General features: G+C 34.7%; 18 protein-coding genes. 12 read left to right on the forward strand and 6 right to left on the reverse strand.

The features are described 5' to 3' along the window. Nucleotides 1-54 precede the first annotated feature (54 nt). Both GBH57_RS11850 and GBH57_RS11855 read left to right on the forward strand, forming a co-directional pair. Nucleotides 55-6,804 (forward strand): HYR domain-containing protein, encoded by a 6,750-nt coding sequence (locus GBH57_RS11850; protein ID WP_151674702.1) that lies wholly within the window; start codon nucleotides 55-57, stop codon nucleotides 6,802-6,804. A 50-nt stretch (nucleotides 6,805-6,854) separates the two neighbouring features. Next, the gene (locus GBH57_RS11855; protein WP_151674703.1) at nucleotides 6,855-7,751 is read left to right on the forward strand and encodes an RluA family pseudouridine synthase; all 897 of its coding nucleotides are present in this window, start codon (nucleotides 6,855-6,857) and stop codon (nucleotides 7,749-7,751) included. Between the two features lie 31 nt (nucleotides 7,752-7,782). On the opposite strand, the gene GBH57_RS11860 is transcribed toward GBH57_RS11855, so the two are convergent. The 4 genes from GBH57_RS11860 to GBH57_RS11875 form a co-directional block, all read right to left on the reverse strand. Next, nucleotides 7,783-8,460 carry a response regulator transcription factor gene (locus tag GBH57_RS11860; protein WP_151674704.1) on the reverse strand — a complete coding sequence of 226 codons (678 nt, stop codon included), beginning with the start codon at nucleotides 8,458-8,460 and terminating at the stop codon, nucleotides 7,783-7,785. After that, nucleotides 8,450-9,241 (reverse strand): sensor histidine kinase, encoded by a 792-nt coding sequence (locus tag GBH57_RS11865; RefSeq protein ID WP_151674705.1) that lies wholly within the window; start codon nucleotides 9,239-9,241, stop codon nucleotides 8,450-8,452. Before GBH57_RS11865 ends, GBH57_RS11860 begins: the two co-directional genes overlap by 11 nt. Next, a complete protein-coding gene (locus GBH57_RS11870) occupies nucleotides 9,220-9,633 on the reverse strand; it encodes a hypothetical protein (protein ID WP_151674706.1) in 414 nt (137 codons plus the stop codon). Before GBH57_RS11870 ends, GBH57_RS11865 begins: the two co-directional genes overlap by 22 nt. A gap of 255 nt (nucleotides 9,634-9,888) precedes the next feature. Continuing rightward, nucleotides 9,889-10,323 carry a hypothetical protein gene (locus GBH57_RS11875; protein ID WP_151674707.1) on the reverse strand — a complete coding sequence of 145 codons (435 nt, stop codon included), beginning with the start codon at nucleotides 10,321-10,323 and terminating at the stop codon, nucleotides 9,889-9,891. Nucleotides 10,324-10,795: 472 nt separating this feature from the next. On the opposite strand from GBH57_RS11875, the gene GBH57_RS11880 reads away from it, so the two are divergent. Both GBH57_RS11880 and GBH57_RS11885 read left to right on the forward strand, forming a co-directional pair. Continuing rightward, complete coding sequence (locus tag GBH57_RS11880; protein WP_235904707.1) at nucleotides 10,796-11,116, forward strand: DoxX family protein; 321 nt, start codon at nucleotides 10,796-10,798, stop codon at nucleotides 11,114-11,116. A 1-nt stretch (nucleotide 11,117) separates the two neighbouring features. Then, complete coding sequence (locus tag GBH57_RS11885) at nucleotides 11,118-11,729, forward strand: alpha-ketoglutarate-dependent dioxygenase AlkB family protein (RefSeq protein WP_235904708.1); 612 nt, start codon at nucleotides 11,118-11,120, stop codon at nucleotides 11,727-11,729. Here GBH57_RS11885 and GBH57_RS11890 read toward each other — a convergent pair. Then, nucleotides 11,688-12,092: a hypothetical protein gene (locus GBH57_RS11890; RefSeq protein ID WP_151674709.1), complete on the reverse strand. Its 405-nt coding sequence runs from the start codon at nucleotides 12,090-12,092 to the stop codon at nucleotides 11,688-11,690. The genes GBH57_RS11885 and GBH57_RS11890 overlap by 42 nt on opposite strands. Nucleotides 12,093-12,493: 401 nt before the next feature. Between GBH57_RS11890 and GBH57_RS11895 the strand changes: the two genes are divergently transcribed. After that, on the forward strand, nucleotides 12,494-12,781 hold the full coding sequence (locus GBH57_RS11895) for a TIGR03643 family protein (protein ID WP_151674710.1): 288 nt from the start codon (nucleotides 12,494-12,496) through the stop codon (nucleotides 12,779-12,781). Nucleotides 12,782-12,791: 10 nt separating this feature from the next. Here GBH57_RS11895 and GBH57_RS11900 read toward each other — a convergent pair whose 3' ends face one another. Beyond that, nucleotides 12,792-13,571: a S1/P1 nuclease gene (locus GBH57_RS11900; RefSeq protein WP_151674711.1), complete on the reverse strand. Its 780-nt coding sequence runs from the start codon at nucleotides 13,569-13,571 to the stop codon at nucleotides 12,792-12,794. A 125-nt stretch (nucleotides 13,572-13,696) separates the two neighbouring features. Here GBH57_RS11900 and GBH57_RS11905 point away from each other — a divergent pair, with 125 nt between their 5' ends. The 7 genes from GBH57_RS11905 (at nucleotide 13,697) to GBH57_RS11935 (ending at nucleotide 19,326) form a co-directional block, all read left to right on the forward strand. Then, nucleotides 13,697-14,557 carry an SPFH domain-containing protein gene (locus GBH57_RS11905; RefSeq protein ID WP_151674712.1) on the forward strand — a complete coding sequence of 287 codons (861 nt, stop codon included), beginning with the start codon at nucleotides 13,697-13,699 and terminating at the stop codon, nucleotides 14,555-14,557. Nucleotides 14,558-14,583: 26 nt separating this feature from the next. Continuing rightward, nucleotides 14,584-14,751: a DUF4177 domain-containing protein gene (locus tag GBH57_RS11910; protein WP_151674713.1), complete on the forward strand. Its 168-nt coding sequence runs from the start codon at nucleotides 14,584-14,586 to the stop codon at nucleotides 14,749-14,751. Beyond that, nucleotides 14,751-15,260 carry a hypothetical protein gene (locus tag GBH57_RS16260; RefSeq protein ID WP_151674714.1) on the forward strand — a complete coding sequence of 170 codons (510 nt, stop codon included), beginning with the start codon at nucleotides 14,751-14,753 and terminating at the stop codon, nucleotides 15,258-15,260. Before GBH57_RS11910 ends, GBH57_RS16260 begins: the two co-directional genes overlap by 1 nt. Further along, nucleotides 15,244-16,584 carry a serine hydrolase domain-containing protein gene (locus GBH57_RS11920; protein ID WP_151674715.1) on the forward strand — a complete coding sequence of 447 codons (1,341 nt, stop codon included), beginning with the start codon at nucleotides 15,244-15,246 and terminating at the stop codon, nucleotides 16,582-16,584. Before GBH57_RS16260 ends, GBH57_RS11920 begins: the two co-directional genes overlap by 17 nt. A gap of 2 nt (nucleotides 16,585-16,586) precedes the next feature. Beyond that, nucleotides 16,587-17,513, forward strand: coding sequence for an alpha/beta hydrolase (locus tag GBH57_RS11925; protein WP_151674716.1), 927 nt, complete (start codon nucleotides 16,587-16,589; stop codon nucleotides 17,511-17,513). A gap of 212 nt (nucleotides 17,514-17,725) precedes the next feature. Next, nucleotides 17,726-17,887 (forward strand): type II toxin-antitoxin system antitoxin, encoded by a 162-nt coding sequence (locus GBH57_RS11930; protein WP_151674717.1) that lies wholly within the window; start codon nucleotides 17,726-17,728, stop codon nucleotides 17,885-17,887. A gap of 101 nt (nucleotides 17,888-17,988) precedes the next feature. Next, complete coding sequence (locus GBH57_RS11935; protein WP_151674718.1) at nucleotides 17,989-19,326, forward strand: DUF819 family protein; 1,338 nt, start codon at nucleotides 17,989-17,991, stop codon at nucleotides 19,324-19,326. Nucleotides 19,327-19,358: the final 32 nt, after the last annotated feature.

Genomic DNA, 19,358 nt, shown 5'->3' on the forward strand with positions numbered 1-19,358 from the left:
TAAATTTATGTTAATTAGTATATTGTAAATCATTTTTATCTAACCATTTTAATTATGAAAAAAATTAAATGCTTTCTATTCATTACACTTTCGTTTTTTACCAGCACAATTAGCGCACAAGATTTTAACGAGGTCATCAAAGCAGTCGCCTCAGATCGTGATACTGCTGACCAATTTGGTATTTCTATAAGTATCTCTGGTGACCGTGCCATTGTCGGAGCCGCATCTGAAGATGAAGATGCGATGGGCGGGAATACACTATCCAATGCTGGGTCTGCGTATATCTTTGAGCGTGATGGTTCGGGAAACTGGATTGAAGTTCAAAAATTAGTTGCAGCAGAGCGTAATTTTGGTGACAATTTCGGTGGATCTGTGAGTATCTCTGGCGACCAAGCCATCATTGGGGCTAAATATGAAGATGAAGATGCGATGGGCGGGAATACATTAAATAGCGCCGGGTCTGCGTATATTTTTGAGCGTGATGGGGCGGGAAACTGGATTGAGGTACAAAAACTGGCGGCGGCAGACCGTGGTACTGATGACTTATTTGGTGGATCTGTGAGTATCTCGGGGGACCTTGCCATCATTGGGGCTAGTTATGAAACTGAAGATGCGATGGGTGGGAATACACTTCCCGGAGCCGGTTCTGCATATATCTTTGAGCGCGATGGTGCGGGTAACTGGAATGAGGTACAAAAACTGGTTGCGGCAGACCGTAGTCCTAATGACTTATTTGGTAGATCCGTTAGTATCTCGGGGGACCTTGCCATCATTGGGGTTATGTTTGAAGACGAAGATGCGATGGGCGGGAATACACTATTAAATGCTGGGTCTGCGTATATCTTTGAGCGTGATGGGGCTGGCGTCTGGTTTGAAGTACAAAAACTAGTCGCGGCAGACCGTGATGGTATTGACCAGTTTGGTTTTTCCGTGAGTATATCTGGCGACAGTACCATCATTGGGGCTTTCAATGAAGATGAAGATGCAATGGGTGGGAATACACTATTTGGAGCCGGAGCAGCCTATATATTTGAGCGCGACGGAGCTGGCAACTGGAATGAGGTACAAAAACTGGTCGCATCAGATCGTGATTCTTTTGACCAGTTTGGTTATTCCGTGAGTATCTCTGGCGACAGTACCCTCATTGGGGCTAGTAGTGAAGATGAAGATGAGATGGGCGGAAATACACTATTTGGAGCCGGTTCTGCGTATTTTTTTGAGACTGCTCCTCCTCATAATGTCATTGTATCTAGCGGTGATTTAATTTTTACAGACAATAATGATAGAGATGATAATCTCACCATCGTTATTAACGGTGCAAATTACCGCATAACAGACCCTAGCAACTCGCTTATTGCAGGAATGGGAGCTACGCAAATAGATGCAAATACAGTAGATGTTACAATAACATCAGTAACAGGAGACATTACCATAAATACCAATGGCGGTGATGACTCTTTAACCACAGATTTTTCTGGCGGAAATTTTCAAGACATCATTAATTATGATGGAGGGGCACAAAACAACACAAACCCTGGCGATATTTTAACCCTGCAAGGCGGTGGTACTTTTGCTACAGTGGAACATACGTTTACTAATGCAAGTGACGGTGGTGTTGCCGTATCAGGAAATGGTGCCATAAACTATGTAGGCTTAGAGCCTGTGATTGATAATTTAATGGTTGCAGACCGTATATTTACCTTCACGGGAGCAGATGAATCGATCTTCTTAGTAAATGAAGCAACAACAGGATCTAATATAATCGATAGTACTTTAGGTGAAAGCGTCACATTTACCAACCCGACAAACAGTTTGACTATAAATACAGATATAAATGGAGGTTCTGGGACAGATAATATTGGTATTGGAGATATTGACGCTGCTTTTAATGCAGATTTAATAGTAAATTCTGGGCTTGAAATGGATCAAGTTAGTTTTTCGGGGTCGATAGATATAGGAACAGGGTCTTATTTTATTAATGCATACCGAATTTTGGCCGTAGGAGCCCTTAGCACTTCTGGAACTGGTGAAATTAATTTAACGGCTTTGTCGCATATTACAAAATCGTCGCCGAATAATTTAACTTCAGAAAATGGTGATATAAACTTAAACAGTAATGCCTCAGGAATATCTACAGATACCGCCTATAATGCTATTGTTATTACTCAAGGTGAAATCGAAACCACAGGTACAGGGAATATTAATATAACAGGGATAGAAGTATTAAATGGCACAGATAGTTTTAACTATGGTGTTGTAATAGCAAATGGTGGTAGCGTTCAAGCTACTGGCACAGGTTCAATTTTTATTAATGGTACAGGTGGTGACGGAACTGATAATAATGATGGTGTAAATATTCAAAATTCTGCGACCGTGCGTACAGTAAATGGAGACATTACTGTAATTGGCATATCTGGAACAGGGACCACAAATGATAATAATGGAATAAAAATAGTAGGGGCCACAGTAGAAAGCACAGGTACTGGTGTTATCTCTATGAATGGAACATCTCTTGGAGTCTTAGAGAATAACAACGGAGTGTTAATTAACGGTGCAGGTACAAGTATAAACGCGGCTGGCGGGAATATTAATATCACTGGCCAAGGGGCTATTGGCGCAATGGGTGATTTAAATAGTGGTATTCAAGTTTCAGATGGTGCTACTATAGAAAACATAGGAACAGGAGCAATAAATTTGACTGGAATAGGTGGAGATGGAAATAATAGTAACAATGGTGTGACTATAAATGGTGCGGGCACCGCTATAACTACCGTAAACGGTGGGATTACGTGTAATGGAACTTCTGGAGTTGGGGCTTTAGCTTATAATGATGGAATTAGAGTTGAAACTGGAGCTGTTGTAGAATCAACAGGTATGGGATTAATTACCATGGATGGTATTTCAACAGAAAGTCAGCAACGCGGTAACGGTATTTCTATAACAAATGCAGGTTCAGAAGTAAGAACAAATGGAGGAGGTATAAGTTTAACGGGGCAAGGCGCCTTAATTAGTATAGGTCAGAGAAATTATGGTGTTGCTGTTTCTGATGATGCTTTAGTAAGTGATAGCAGCAGTGGAGACATCACTATAAATGGTACTGGAGGTAATGGAAGCCAACTTAACTATGGTGTGTACTCTTTATTTGACGGTACTTTACAAGTAACTAATGGAAACTTACTTTTAAATGGTACTAGCGGAAGTACAAGTACAACAAATAACAGCTATGCTATAGGTGTAGTCAATTCGAAAGCAGAGGCTATTGGAACAGGATCTATTACTATAAATGGTCAAGCCTCTGGAGGTGTGAATTCGGGATTAGGAGTACTTATTATTGGTGACACATCTATTGGTGCCACAACCGAAATTGTAACTGCTGGTGGTGGAATAAACATAACAGGTCAAGGAGCCGGAACGGGTAACGATTGTTATGGTATGTATCTACTTGATGCAAGTATATTTGATACCGCTGGTGGAGATATTACTATTAATGGTACAGGAGCAAGTGGGGCTAATAACAACAGTATCGGCTTTGCGATTTCCGATGATTCTTCTGTTTCCACCACTGGAGGCGGTAATATTAATATTACAGGTACCGCAGGAAATGCATTAAGTAGCGGAATTTATTTTGAAAACACAGATGTGCAAATTCTATCGAGCGGGACAACTACTTTAACAACAGCGATAGGACCACTAGTTACTCCTGCTGGAATACCTGCAGCAAGTTTAATAGAAGGTACTACCGTTACCCTTATCGGTGAGTTACAACCCGGTAAAACAACACCTGGACTTGGACAGCTTCCTATTACAGGCAACACCGTTCTAGCTGATAGTGCGATACTTTCAATCACAATTTCAGGCGAAATCACCCCAGGAACAGATTATGATCAACTAGCAGTTAATGGAACCGTAGATATATCTGACGCTACCTTAAATCTAATAGATGACATTGCGGTGCCTATAACTACAGCAGCAGAAATTATCCTTATCGATAACGATGGCGCAGATGCAGTAATAGGAAATTTTAATGGCTTGCCTAATGGCGCTGCAATATTATTTAACAACCAATCATTTATAATTAATTATGATAGAGGCGATGGTAATGATGTTACCTTAACTGTAGGCGCACTCCCTACTGCCGTATGTCAAGATATAATTGTACAACTAGATGCTGCAGGTTCTGTTACAATATTGCCTATAGATGTAGATAATGGATCATCAGATCCTGATGGACCTGTAACCTTATCTATTGATATAGATACTTTTACTTGTACAGATATAGGTCCAAATATGGTAACACTAACAGTTACAGATAATACAGGAAGCACAGCAAGTTGTACAGCAATAGTTACGGTAGAAGATATGATAGCACCTATTGCCGTTTGTCAAAACATAACAGTACAATTAGATGAATTTGGACAAGCAACCATAATCGCTAATGATGTAGATGGAGGCAGTACAGATAACTGCGGAAATATTACAACCACAATAGATATCACCACTTTTGATTGTAGTAATCTGGGCGATAACATAGTAACACTAACCGTTACCGATGATGCAGGACTTTCATCTACATGCACAGCAATAGTAACCGTAATAGATATACTACCACCTACTATTACTTGCCCAGAGTCGGTAGAAGCATTTACAGACTCAGATCAATGTACTGCTACTAATGTAGCATTAGGATCACCTGATGTTTTTGACAACTGTGACGTGATGAGTATTACTAATGATGCTCCTGCTGTTTACCCTATAGGAATCACTGTGGTGACCTGGACGGTAACAGATACTTCTGGTAATATAAACACTTGTTTACAAGAGGTAAGTATTACAGACAATGAGTTGCCAACAGCAGTTTGCGAAAACTTTACCATACAACTTGATGCCACTGGTATAGCAAGTATCTCTCCAGATGAACTTGATGGAGGCAGCACAGATAATTGTACTATCGCCAGTATTTACACAAGTCAAGACACATTTACTTGTGATGATCTAGGCGATAACCTAGTTACTTTATTTGTAGAAGATGCCTCTGGCAATGTGCAAGAATGTACTGCTATCATTACCGTACAAGACATCATCCCTCCTACTCTTGTTTGTATGAACATTTCAGAAGAACTTGATGTAAACGGTATGGTTGTTCTAGATTATACACAACTTATAGATCCTGCAAGTACAGATAATTGTGGCATAGTAGATGGCTTTTTAAGTATAAGTGAGTTTAACTGTACTAATATAGGTGACAATACAGTGACGCTAACCGTAGTTGACGCCTCTGGTAACGAGGCTACCTGTACGGCTATTATTACTATCATTGACAATTCTGTCCCGGTGGCAAGCTGCCAGAACATCACAATAACACTTGACGATATGGGTATGGCTACTATCACGCCAGAGCAAATAGATGCAGGTAGCTATAATAACTGCGGAAATGTGACTTTATCAATTGACATGGACACTTTTGATTGCACTAATATAGGCGATAACATCGTGATACTTACCGTGACTAATGACAATGGCGCGATTGCTACTTGTGAGGCTACAGTAACAATAACCGAAGAAACCCTTCCAGAGGCAGTGTGCCAGAACATCACTGTTTCACTTGATCCGGATGGCAACGTTACTATTTTAGCTTCAGATATAGATGGTGGTAGTACAGACAGTTGCGGAGCAGTTACGTTAACCATAGATCAAGATAGTTTTGATTGTACTCATGTAGGTGAGAATGATGTGGTGTTAACAGTTACAGATACTAATGGAAATAGTTCAAGTTGTACAGCAGTGGTAACTATAGAAGATGTTACACCACCAACAGCTATCTGCCAAAACATTACTATTGAATTAGATGAAAACGGTATGGCTGCAATAACAGCCCTAGATATTGATGGCGGAAGCACAGATCCTTGCGGTATCGCTACCACAGAAATTGATATCGACACTTTTGATTGTTCAAACTTAGGAGATAACAACGTAACACTTACTGTTACTGATATCAATGGAAACCAATCAAATTGTATTGCAATTGTCACAGTTATTGGGACTAGTGCTACACCAATTGCAGTTTGTCAAAACCTTACAGTTCCACTTGGTGCTGATGGTACAGCAACAATTGAAGCTTCTGCATTAAACGGAGGTTCTTCTGGAACCAGCTGCCCTGATAGTTATACCATAAGTATTGATACTTTTACTTGTGAAGATATCGGGACTCCTGTTCAAGTAGTATTTACAGTTACAAACGCACTTGGAGAAAGTGATAGTTGTGTTGCACTTGTAAATGTAGTTGACACCTTAGCTCCTGAAGTATTCTGCCCAGATGACCAAACAGTTATTTCTACAGGACCATATATGTTGCCAGATTATTTCGCAACTGGCGAAGCAATGGCTATTGATAACTGTACAGATCCTGTTACTATTTTCGATCAAGAACCAAGTCCGGGAACTCCGCTTGAACAAGGGACCTACACAATTACACTTTCAGCGCAAGATTCGAATGGCTTTGAAAATATATGTACGTTTGAGTTAACAGTAAATGACACTTTAGGAACAAATGATGTACAGCTAAACATAGCAACAGTACTACTCTATCCTAATCCTGCAAATAACTTTATTACTATTAGCAACCCTCAATTAATCTCATTAGAGAAAATAACTATTTACGATTTAAATGGAAGAGTCGTTTTAACCGAAATTTTAAACAATATTGAAACAAGCACAATTGATGTTACATTATTACAAAGCGCAACATACTTAGTAACAATAGATGGTGATGCAGGGCAAATCACTAAACGATTAATTATAGAATAAAAAGTAAAAAATAGTATCTTTTTAAATTCAGAAATTTTAAGCATTTACTATTGGTTCTACAAGAAAAACATATTCTAAAATCATTTGACACTCCCACGCGCTTGTCTGATTTGCCTGTGGGAACATTTGTGACTATCCAATCTCGAAAAGCTTTTAAAAAGGCTTTAAAAAAGGCTTTAGTGAAATTAAATGGTGAACCTGCACAAACATCAAACTTTGTTTTGGGAGGTGAGCTTATTGAAATTTTTACTGATGAGTCAATCAAGAAAAAACCAAAAATTTCAATACCGTTTGAAATTCTTTTTGAAGATGAGTATATAGCTATCATTAACAAACCGGCTGGCGTAGAAGTGAGCGGAAACAAAAAATACACTATTACTAATGCTTTATCATCAGCATTAAAATCTAGCAATCAAGTTGATGCTTTAATAAGGCCACTACCCGCTCATCGATTAGACTATCCTACAAGTGGATGCTTAATAATTGGTAAAACTTCAAAAGCATTAACGGTACTTAACCAACAATTTGAACACCAACAAGTAGACAAAACTTATATAGCTGTTACCGTAAATTCGCAAACTACTCAAGGTATTATTAAAGAACCTATTGATAAAAAACCTTCAACATCTAGTTACCAAGTATTAAAAACAATAGCGTCACAAAAATACGGTGCTTTAAACCTTGTAGCATTAAAACCACATACAGGGAGACGACATCAATTAAGAAAGCACCTCGCTTATATAGGAAATCCAATTTTTGGAGAAAAGGAATATGGAAATCCATCAAATCAAGGCCACGGTAATGGACTTTATCTTCAGGCATATAAGCTAGAATTTAATCATCCTATAACGAATGAATTGGTTCTCATAACATCTCCTGTTTCTAAAAAATTTAAAAATTTATTTGTTGATATTCAGCAAACCCTATTAGAGATAAACGATTTTTAAAAAACTTAAAATTTCAGAAAGGATTAGTTAATTAATATGGAGAATCTAATTTTACAAGTTCGCGCTGAAGTGCAAAAACAACTAGTCCAGCAATATTTTTAGATTCGGTTTTAAGCAGTAAATTAGTTCTATGACCTTCCACTGTACGTGGACTGATAAATAGTTTCTCAGCAATTTCGGGAGTTGTATGCTGACGACAAATAAGTTCTAACACCTCCATTTCACGTTTAGAAATAAAACTAGTATCAAAAGGCGATTTTACTTTTCGTTCCCCAGTACTCAATAATCCTTCTTGAATGTATTTAAACACCGTATCATCGTAGTAAAAGCCTTTTGAAGCAACTTCTTTAATAGTTTTAATCATCAGCTTAGGTGTGCTATTTTTAGCTAAATAAGCCACTGCACCTATTGATATCATATTTAAGATAAATGGTTTACTAAAATAGCTAGTGAGTGCAATAATTCTAATTTCAGGGAATTCCTCTCTAATTATCTTAGTTACCTCAACACCATTTAATTCTGGCATTTTTAAAAGGGTTATTACAATTTCAGGTAATGTACAGGTTTCTCTTAATTGAGTTACTAAATCTAACCCATCTGCTGCATCAAATAACACTTCAAAATTTTCATTTTTACTCAATATTGCACGCAATCCTTGTCTAAACAATAACTCGTCATCTGCTAATGCTAATGTAATTTTACTGCTCATCTTTTATTGATTTTATTTCGAAGGTACTCCCTTCTCCTATTTTACTATAAATACCTAATGTTGCTTTTAATATTGCAGCTCTACTCTCTATATTTTGTAATCCAATACCCGAAATCTTCTCAGTTCGTTCAGTATTAAATCCTACACCATTATCTCTGAAAATAAGCTCAAAGCCTGGATTTAAATTTTTCATTTCAATATTAACTTGTGAAGCTCCGCCATGTCTAATAGCATTATTAAAGAGCTCTTGAACTATTCTAAAAATATGCAAACTATCATCTAATGAGATATCAGGCAAATCCTGTATTGTATGATGTATTTGTACTTTATTCGTTTTTAAAAAGTCTTCTACTAATTCCTCTAAAGCTACTTGTAAACCAAATTTATCCAGCACTGGCGGCAGTAAATCGTGCGCTATCCTTCGGGCGCTTTCTAAAATATTTGTTGTAATATTTAATATGTGATTTAAAGATGTTAGTTGATCTTCAGAATGTCTATCATCCTCAATTAACAAGTTAGTTGTAAGGCTTACTAGATTTAACTTTGAACTAATTGCATCGTGCATATCTTGTGCAATACGCTGTCGTTCTTCTTCTTGTGTTGAAATTATCGCTTTAAGAACGTCTTTTTGATTATTTAACTGCATTTCTATTTTTGATAACTGCTCTGCAACTATTCGTTTTCTTGAATAGAAAAAGAATAGCATCAACCCTGTTGTAAGAAGCACTGTAAACATAATCCCGTAAACGAGAAAAACAATTAGACTTTCTTGGCTTTCCATTTTGAAATATTAATTTTCCATTCAATAAAAATCACTATCTGTAATAAAAAATAACTCACTACATTAATATCTGATATGTTACTGGTCGTTTCCTTACTTAGTATTTTATTATCAACATCATCTACTAATAGTGCGTAAAGCAAAAACACAAGGGAACTAATAGACAAATACACTAGTAATCCTCCACTAAAATATAAGTAATCCCCTTTATTACTTAATGAATTATATAGATGCATCATAATATATGCAAGTACTGGTATTGTAGCTATGAGTATTTCAGGAAGGTTGAAATAAGCAAAGTCCTCTGGCCAAATTAAATAATAAGCTAATAAAGTTATTAATACCAATACTAATAATATGTTTACAACGTGTTTTTGTTTTTCAGTAAACAATGATTTATAAAAAAAAGATAAACAGACAAATTGAATAATTAAATAAACATGAAACAAAAAAAGATTATTCTCCCCTAAACTACTTAGATAAGATGAGACTAGTTGATTTGTACAAATTAAGGCTAAATAAATAGTCAAAATATTTAATGACCTTAATTTTTTAATATTATAGGCGCTATATAAATACAATAGCACATTTATCAACATTAATAATTCCCAAATAGAATCTACCAGTCCTAATAGTACTTTCATAATTTAGTTATGATACAAAGAGCTATTTACATTACAAGTTTTAGGACAAGGTCTTCCAAAATCAAATGCTCCACTTCCAGATAAAGGAACTTGAGGTTCATCTTTACTGTTTTTTACCTGATCTTGAAATTCTCCTTTTACATCTACTGTACCTACCATTACTAATTTTTCTTCCTCTTCCCCAGTAATACGATCTGGACCTATTGCCATATATGCTCTAATACCATAAACAGCAGGATTGCTATGAACCACAAGCCCACCTTTACCGTCACTTACTAATACCCCTATCTCTTCTAACAAACTTAAAAGATCTGTATTAGGAATTAAAAAAGCTTTAGAATGCGAAGGGTATTTTGTCTGCCACGCTTTTGTCCAATTTTCAGCATCATCAATTGGCACTCCATTTTTAGGTAATTTACTGTCTGAGTTAGTTGTCATAATTATAATAATTTGTTGGTTAATTGTGACTCCAAGTTCTTAAAAATAACTCGTATAAAAAATTCAATTATACAAATTAGGTATTTACACCTGATTGTACTTATAAAAGGTGATTTCTAGCTACTAAATATTGCACATTACAAAATAAAACCTTATCTTCTGTAAACCAAATGATTACAAAAAACAAGTAGTTATACCTATTGACATAAGCGTTTAAATTCGCTATTTATGCTAAGCACTAATTTGTACTATTACAGATATAACGGAATAGCTATTTTTCAACTAACTATCCAATTAAAAGTCCTGATAACAAACATGTTATTGGGGCTTTTTTATTCTGAAATTTTAAACCGTCAATAACGCTAAGTTGTTGGCGGTTTTTTTAATACTTTTAAATTTTTGAAGAACACTTACAATCCTATTAATTAAATAAGCAACTTTCATGTTACCATGGCATCAATATATCCTAGGTTTGATTTTTATAATCGCAGGAGCAAACCATTTTAGAACACCAAAAATTTACGAGCGCATTATGCCTCCATATATTCCATCGCCAAAATTAATGGTTCAAATAAGTGGAATTACAGAAATGCTAGCAGGATTTATTTTACTTAATTACAAAACTGCTGAAGCTGGAGCATGGATGATGATTTCCCAACTTGTTATTTTTTTATCTGTACATATATTTATGCTTCAAAATGAAAAAGCGGCAATGAAACTTCCTAAATGGATATTAATATTACGAATTCCTTTACAATTCGCTCTTATATATTGGGCATACCAATACACTTAATGTGAAATTATTAACCCCTCCAGAAAATATAGATTGTTGGCAGCTACCCATTCCAGATGCCGAAATTTTCTACTATCCCAATTTTTATGAGCAAGTAAAGGCAAATGCACTTTTTAAAAAACTTTATGAGGAAACTCAATGGCAAGAAGACGATATTACAATTTTCGGAAAAACCTACAAGCAACCAAGATTAACAGCTCTTTACGGAAATAATGAAAAAGCGTATAAGTATTCTAATATTATAATGTTTCCGAAGAAATTTACTGAAACATTGCTTGAATTAAAGAATGATGTTGAAAAAGTAAGTCCTGAAAAATTTACATCTGTATTATTAAATCTATACAGAGATGGTAGCGATAGCAATGGCTGGCATAGCGATAATGAAAAGGAGTTGGGGAACCTCCCTTTCATAGCTTCACTTTCATTTGGGGCGAAAAGATCGTTTCAGTTAAAACATATAACTGTCGCTTCACAGCGATTTAAAATTGAATTAGCAAATGGAAGTTTAATTCTAATGGGAGGAGAAACTCAAAAAAATTATAAGCATCAACTCCCAAAGACGAAGCGCCCATTAACGCAACGTATTAATTTGACTTTCAGAACTATTTATTAATTTATATCGTATACCTAATAAACAAACAAGCATACTCATTACTATAGTGTTATATATTAAATGTGTTATAGACACGTCATCTATTACGCTACCAAAAGCCATAATTGATGTTATTATTAATGCTGTTAAAGATGCCTTATTGACGCCTATTTTAAAAACTAATAGCGCTCCCAGAAAAAATTCTAAAAAAGGAAAAATACTAGCACTAATAATGAATAATTCTTGATTTATAGATTGGTTATAATCTATAAGTACTATATCTAGATATTCTCTAATAGAAAATATTCTATAAATACCGTGTAGCATTATTATTCCTCCTAAAATCACCCTTACAGTAAACTGTACATTTTTAAACTTTGCCATAAAATTGATATAATTTAATAATTATTACAATTCAAGTGTAATGCCTTTTGCGACAAATATGTATACTGGAAATATTAATTATTGATATAAACTCAGTAATAATAAAAGCGAGATTGTATCAAATAAAAAGTTCTTTCGTGGGGAGAAAAAAAGAGAACCAGCCCTTAAATCTACACAAATGTACAAACCAACAACATACTAAACATCAGTCATTTATATTAATTTATTTCAAAAACAAAGGTTTTCGATGTAGTGCTATTTTTAGAATATTAAATGTCGTTAACTATCATATTAAAAGATATTTTAGAACTAAAAATTATCAAAATAGATTTAAAAAAACTTATTTTTAATGTTTAACGTTTTGTAAATAAACATAAACAAATTAAAATCATACTTTTGAAATGATGAAAAAAACAGTGGAACTTACAGATAGAGAAACAGACAGAATTATTGAAATGGCTTGGGAAGATAGAACAACTTTTGACGCTATAAAATTTCAGTTTGGACTTTCAGAAAAAGAAGTTATTAACCTAATGAGACGTGAGATGAAACTCTCTAGTTTTAAAATGTGGCGCGCAAGAGTTCAAGGAAGAAGCACTAAACATGAAAAATTACGTAGTGACGACGTAACACGTTTTAAGTGTAGTCGTCAAAAACAAATTACTCACAATAAAATTTCAAAAAGATAACGAGAATATCTTATCCGAAAATTTCGTTTAAAACACCTGCAAGACGAATACCAGCTTTTTGCAACTGGCTTCTTGCTACATTTACATATTGATAGCTGTAACGATATCCTAACTTTTCTCCTATGGAAGTGGTGTCATAAATTTTTTCACAAAGAGCACGGCTCTCATACATCCAATCCGCTACTGTTGAATTTTGAAGTTCTGCTATTTCCTTTTTAGAAATTACATCTGCATTATCAGCTAATTCTGTATATGACATATTGTAGTCTTCTAACATTTTAGTGTCCCAAACAGTATGTAAATTAGTTCCTTTTCCAAACCAAAGTACTTGAAAATCATTACCTCCTTTATCTTCAGCTAACCCTACATGCAAAGGCATATGCAAATCACCTATAAAATGAATTAACATTCTTAAGTAAAAAGCCTTGTCTGCTGTTGACGAACGTTCATCTTTAAGTACAGAAATACATGTATTAATACCTTGAATAATATCTCCTTTTTCAGATTTCTCAGTTTCTTCATACGTACTCCCAAATGGAAAACTAACGTAATGCCAAGGTGCATATTTTCGATATTGATCATCACTACGTATCTCATCACCATATGTTGAAACAAATGCTAAAGACTCTCCTCCTAGCAATTCTTTTACATTTTTCAATGCTTTTTTAGTCATATGGTTTTCTGAAATTTGACCAACCGTTCTATGCCCTGTTTTACCCCAATCTTCTGAAGCATTGACCATATTCAAACTCAAAATAACACAACAAGCAAATAATAATATAGATTTCATAATACGTATTTATGATGCAAAGATAGCGCAACAAATCATAATATATCTGTTATTCTATTTGGAAAATTTGGTTTTATTTATATATTTGTTTAATATCATTTTAATATCACTTTAAATTAATAACTATGTCAAACGAAAAAACTATTGTTCCTGCTAACGGCTATGCAATGCTATTTTTATTTATAATTCTCTTTTTGGGAGGTATTATTCTTGGATTTCTTTTCAAAAACCCCTTGCCATTTTTAGGCACTATCATAGGTTTAATATTATTACCTGGCTTTGTTTTAGTAAACCCTAATGGATCACGTGTACTATTATTGTTTGGTGAATATATAGGCACTATTAAAAAAAACGGCTTGTTTTGGGTTAACCCACTTTACAAAAAATCAAAAATATCGTTAAGAGCTCGCAACTTTGACAGTGAACGTTTAAAGGTTAATGATAAAATGGGAAACCCTATTATTATTAGTACAATATTAGTGTGGAGAGTTAGTGATACTCACAAAGCAGCTTTTGATGTTGATAATTACGAAAATTTTGTGCGCATACAAACGGATGCCGCAGTTAGAGAATTAGCAAGTAAATATCCATACGATAACTTTGCTGATGAAGGTCTTGATGAAGACATTACACTTCGTTCTAGTATGAGTGAAGTTAATGTTGCCTTAGAAAAAGAACTTGATGAACGCTTATCAATCGCTGGAATTGAAGTTCTAGAATCTAGAATTGGATACCTAGCCTATGCTAATGAAATAGCAAGTGCTATGTTAAAAAGACAACAAGCAACGGCAATTGTTGCTGCAAGACATAAAATTGTTGAAGGCGCTGTAAGTATGGTTGAAATGGCAATAGATTTACTAAACAAAAAAGAAGTTGTAGAATTAGATGAAGAACGTAAAGCTGCTATGGTGAGTAATCTAATGGTAATTTTATGTAGCGATAAAGACGCTACACCTGTTGTAAACGCAGGAACTTTAAACCATTAAAAACAATTCTATAATAAAACACAACTATGAAAGAATATAAAATTGTTAGGTCTGAAACAAGCTGGAAGAATAACACCCAAAATTTTGAAGATTTATTAAATACTTACGCAAGACAAGGATGGGAAGTTAAAGATGTAGACCTTGTAGGAGGATCAGCTAGTGCATTTATTGCATTGCTTGAAAAATCAAAATAATGAGAGCATTTACCGAAATACAACGTTTTACCCAATCTTGGCTCCTGATTATTTTGATTCTTGCTTTTGGATTTGTAGGATATGGGCTTTTTAAAGAATACACAACGTTAGATGTAAATTCAAACTCTGAGGTATTAAAATTTCTTTTAGGTGTATTTATTGCAGTATTCTCATTGGGTCTGATTTTCATATTTCAATTAAAAACTAAAATTAACGAACAAGGTATTTTCTATGGTTTTTGGCCTATTCAACGTAACTTGAAACATATTAAATGGGAAGAAATTGATAAAATATATGTTAGAGAATATAGCCCCATTAGCGAATATGGAGGTTGGGGATATCGATTTAGCTTCGGTAAGCACGGCAAAGCATATAATGTAAGTGGTTCCACAGGAATACAAATAATATTTAAGAATGGCAAAAAGACACTTATTGGAACTCAAAAAAAGAAAGAAGCAGAAAGCGTAATAAACACCTATAAAAACAAGCTAAATGAAAACCTTATTTAAAATTTCGCTAGTACTTATTGCTTTCTTGGTTGCTAACTATATGCAAGCACAAATTTCCGATGCCTTAAAAATAGAAATCCAAAAACGTATAAAAAATGGTGACAATCCTTCTATTGCTATTGGATTTTTTAAAAATAACAAGGCCACTTATTATGTTTCAGGATATCAAAATGTTGAAACGAAAACACCTGCAACAACAGCTACACTTTATGAAATAGGCTCCATTACTAAAACCATTACTGGACTCTTATTTTCTAAAATGATTTTAGAAAATAAAGTTTCATTAACGACTCCTTTAAACACAATTTTTCCAGATTCATTGAAGTTGTCAGACCCTGAAGGAAGACTTATAACATATAAAGATGTTGCAACACATACTTCCGGATTACATAGTTTCCCAATGGGCTATAACCCACCAGACCCTAAAAATCCGTATGCCGAATTAGACAAAGACAAGTTATATCAATACCTCTCTAATTGGGGCTCCCCTAAAGTTGGTGACAAGTTTGGCTACAGTAATATCGCTGTAGGACTAATGGGTGAAGGTTTAGCAATTATTGAAAACACCCCCTACACAACATTAATTGAAGCCGAAATATTAAAACCATTAAAATTAAAGCACACCTATTTTGAAGTACCAACTTCCGAATTAGAAAATTTTGCTGATGGATATCAAAAAGGAACACCTACTCCACACTGGGATTTAAACGTACTTAGCCCTGCTGGAGGTTTAAAGTCAAACATTGAAGATTTACTAAGCTACGGAGTTTCTTATTTAAAACAAAACCCATTAACTAAAGCACAACAAGCAACCATCCCTACGCAATATATATCGGAGCAAGGAGACACCGAAATAGGAATTAATTGGTTTAAAAAAGGAACTACTATAAGTCACGGTGGCGGTACTTATGGGTTTAGTGCCTATTTAGTAGTTGACTTAGAAAAAGAAATAGCAGTAGCTGTACTCACAAATACAGGTGATCAAAATATTACTGATATTCATAGTCATTTACTTGACCCTGAAAATAACAGATTATTTACTGAAAATGATTCAGTAATAGAAGTTCCATTAAACACTCTCAACACATATGAAGGTATTTATAAAAATTCGCAATATGGACTAGTAATTACTGTTATGATAAAAGACAATAAATTATATGGACAAGTTGAAGGCCAAAGAAAATTTGAATTTGATGCTATAACCAATAATAGTTTTATAAATAAACAATTGAAAGCTCAACTAACTTTTGAGTCTAATAAAACTGTAGTTAATAGTTTTACCTTATCTCAAAATGGCCAAAACATTGTTCTTAACAAACAATAATTATGAAATATCTTATCATCATCACAACGCTTCTTTTTAGTGCTATAAATGCACAAACAATAGAAAAAGACTCAAAAAACATTAGTGTTTCTCCGTTTATAGACGGAACAGTTTTAGTACCGAAAACCGCTGAAAAAATTCCATTAGCAATTATAATTGGCGGTTCTGGACCAACTGATCGAAACGGAAATCAACAAATGATGGAAAACAACTCCCTTCGTTATCTAGCTGAAGGTTTGTATAAAAATAACATAGCAAGTTTTAGGTATGACAAACGAATTGTCAAGCAAATGAAAGAACGCACCATTAATGAAGCTTCTATAAGATTTGATGATTTTATCAAAGACGCTGACGATGTTTTGAAGTTTTTTAGCAAAGCTGAAACGTTCTCTAAAATTTATATCATTGGGCATAGTCAAGGATCATTAGTAGGTATCATGGCAGCACAAAAAGGGGCTGACGGTTTTATTTCAATTGCAGGCGCAGGACAGTCAATTGATAATGTAATTGTAGAACAGTTAAGCAAACAAGCACCAGGATTAACAGAAAATGCTCGTACAGCTTTTGCTGAAATGAAAGCTAACGGAAGTACCACTAATTACAGCCCTGGTCTATCATCTATTTTTAGAGAAGCGCTTCAACCATTTATTTATAGCTGGATGAAATTTAACCCAAGAGAAGAACTCACTAAACTTGACATTCCTGTAATGATTATTAATGGTGATAACGATATACAAGTTGCAGTAACTGAAGCAGATTTATTACACCGAGCAAAACCTGGGGCCGATTTTTTGATTGTCCCTAAAATGAATCACGTTCTCAAAAAAATTGAAGGTGATGCCTTAGAAAATCAAAAAGCATATAACGATTATAAAATGCCCGTAATGCCAGAACTAATTGTTAGCATTAGCAATTTTATAAATAAATAATCTTTAAACTTAAAACAACAGCTATGCTTGAAGATTGGTTACTTAAAAGAGATTCTTATAGAGTACTGACTATACTAGTAATTTTTACTATTATAAGTATCTGTACAGGAGCAACGTTATTCATAAATCAAGTTTTATAAATACTGATAATTAATTCAAAAACACCTATTTAAAGTAGGTCATAAATTTTCCCGCACAAGCGGTCATTAAAAATGTCAAAGAAAAAAGCATTCGCATTACGAGTTAACGAAGATATGATGAAGTCCATTGAAAAATGGGCTCAAGACGAGTTTCGTTCAACTAACGGGCAAATTGAATGGATGCTTAATGAAATGTTGAAAAAAAACAATAGAGCCCCAAAGAAAAAAGAATAATCAAATGCACAGTTATTAATGCTGTCATATTTCCGAAGAAAATTAAAAAACTCTATCCTTGAGTTTCAATTAAAACTCCTATTTTGCATAAAAACTACACCATGCAAAATACCGCTATCGAAGCATTATTAGATACGACTCCCCTATTTACTAACGACACTATTGTTTTTGGAATTCTAATGGTCGTATTAGGACTCATTTTTTATACTGACACTATTGAAAGTGGTTTTTGGAAAAATTTTTACAAATACGTACCCGCCTTATTTATCGCATATTTTATTCCTGCCATACTCACAACCTTTGGCATTATCGCACCTGAATGGACAACCGTTTCAGAAACAGGAGTTGTTACTGAGGGATCATCTAATTTATATTATGTAGCTAGTAGATACTTATTACCTGCAGCTTTGGTTTTAATGACACTAAGTATCGATTTAAAAGCGGTATTTAATCTTGGACCAAAGGCCTTAATAATGTTTTTAACAGGAACTGCTGGTATTATTATTGGTGGTCCAATTGCAGTATTACTAGTAGGTAGTTTTTGGCCAGAAGCCGTAGGTGGTGAAGGTGCAGATGCTGTATGGAGAGGACTTTCTACATTAGCCGGAAGCTGGATTGGCGGTGGTGCAAATCAAACAGCGATGTTAGAGGTTTATGGATACAACCAAGCGCTTTACGGTGGGATGGTTTTTGTAGATATTGTAGTGGCTAATGTTTGGATGGCGATTATTTTATTAGGCATAGGAAAAGCTGCTAAAATTGACAAATGGTTAGGCGCAGACACTTCTGCTATTGAAGCTTTGAAAGATAAAGTATCAAATTATACGATGGAAGTTAAAAGAAACCCAAGCACTACAGATATTATGGTTCTTGGAGCAATAGCTTTTGGAACTGTAAGTTTTGCCCATTTTGGTGCAGGATATATGAGTAGCTTTTTTACTGATTTTGTGAATAGCTTAGATCCTGGAATGACGCGTAATTTATTCACTTTTTTAAGCTCCTCTTTCTTTTGGATGATCTCTATTACAACAATAATTGGTGTTGCACTTTCTTACACAAAACTTCGTACATATGAAGGAGCTGGCGCAAGTAAATTTGGAAGCGTTTTCATTTACATACTCGTAGCAAGTATTGGAATGAAAATGGACTTAGGAATGATTCTCGATAACTGGCAATTAATCATTATTGGTGTAGTATGGATGACGATTCACGCAGGATTACTCATATTAGTAGCAAAACTTATTAAAGCTCCTTATTTCTTTTTAGCGGTAGGAAGCCAAGCAAATGTGGGAGGGGCTGCCTCTGCTCCTATTGTTGCATCAGCATTTCATCCATCATTAGCAACTGTTGGGGTATTATTAGCCGTATTTGGATACGCTATTGGTACTATTGGCGCTGTAGCTTGTACGTTTTTAATGCAACTAGCTGCAGTTTCATAAATGAAACATCACTATTTGTAAAACAATATTTA

Source organism: Patiriisocius marinus, assembly GCF_008974325.1.
Lineage (GTDB): Bacteria > Bacteroidota > Bacteroidia > Flavobacteriales > Flavobacteriaceae > Patiriisocius > Patiriisocius marinus.

What these genes read in the sequence shown, in the direction of transcription:
- GBH57_RS11935 (WP_151674718.1), top strand. Translation starts at nt 17,989, where the DNA reads ATGCAAAATACCGCTATCGAAGCATTATTAGATACGACTCCCCTATTT.
- GBH57_RS11920 (WP_151674715.1), top strand. Translation starts at nt 15,244, where the DNA reads ATGAAAACCTTATTTAAAATTTCGCTAGTACTTATTGCTTTCTTGGTT.
- GBH57_RS11860 (WP_151674704.1), bottom strand. Translation starts at nt 8,460, where the DNA reads ATGAGCAGTAAAATTACATTAGCATTAGCAGATGACGAGTTATTGTTT.
- GBH57_RS11930 (WP_151674717.1), top strand. Translation starts at nt 17,726, where the DNA reads ATGTCAAAGAAAAAAGCATTCGCATTACGAGTTAACGAAGATATGATG.
- GBH57_RS11875 (WP_151674707.1), bottom strand. Translation starts at nt 10,323, where the DNA reads ATGACAACTAACTCAGACAGTAAATTACCTAAAAATGGAGTGCCAATT.
- GBH57_RS11900 (WP_151674711.1), bottom strand. Translation starts at nt 13,571, where the DNA reads ATGAAATCTATATTATTATTTGCTTGTTGTGTTATTTTGAGTTTGAAT.
- GBH57_RS11890 (WP_151674709.1), bottom strand. Translation starts at nt 12,092, where the DNA reads ATGGCAAAGTTTAAAAATGTACAGTTTACTGTAAGGGTGATTTTAGGA.
- GBH57_RS11850 (WP_151674702.1), top strand. Translation starts at nt 55, where the DNA reads ATGAAAAAAATTAAATGCTTTCTATTCATTACACTTTCGTTTTTTACC.
- GBH57_RS11910 (WP_151674713.1), top strand. Translation starts at nt 14,584, where the DNA reads ATGAAAGAATATAAAATTGTTAGGTCTGAAACAAGCTGGAAGAATAAC.
- GBH57_RS11925 (WP_151674716.1), top strand. Translation starts at nt 16,587, where the DNA reads ATGAAATATCTTATCATCATCACAACGCTTCTTTTTAGTGCTATAAAT.
- GBH57_RS11905 (WP_151674712.1), top strand. Translation starts at nt 13,697, where the DNA reads ATGTCAAACGAAAAAACTATTGTTCCTGCTAACGGCTATGCAATGCTA.
- GBH57_RS11865 (WP_151674705.1), bottom strand. Translation starts at nt 9,241, where the DNA reads ATGGAAAGCCAAGAAAGTCTAATTGTTTTTCTCGTTTACGGGATTATG.
- GBH57_RS16260 (WP_151674714.1), top strand. Translation starts at nt 14,751, where the DNA reads ATGAGAGCATTTACCGAAATACAACGTTTTACCCAATCTTGGCTCCTG.
- GBH57_RS11895 (WP_151674710.1), top strand. Translation starts at nt 12,494, where the DNA reads ATGATGAAAAAAACAGTGGAACTTACAGATAGAGAAACAGACAGAATT.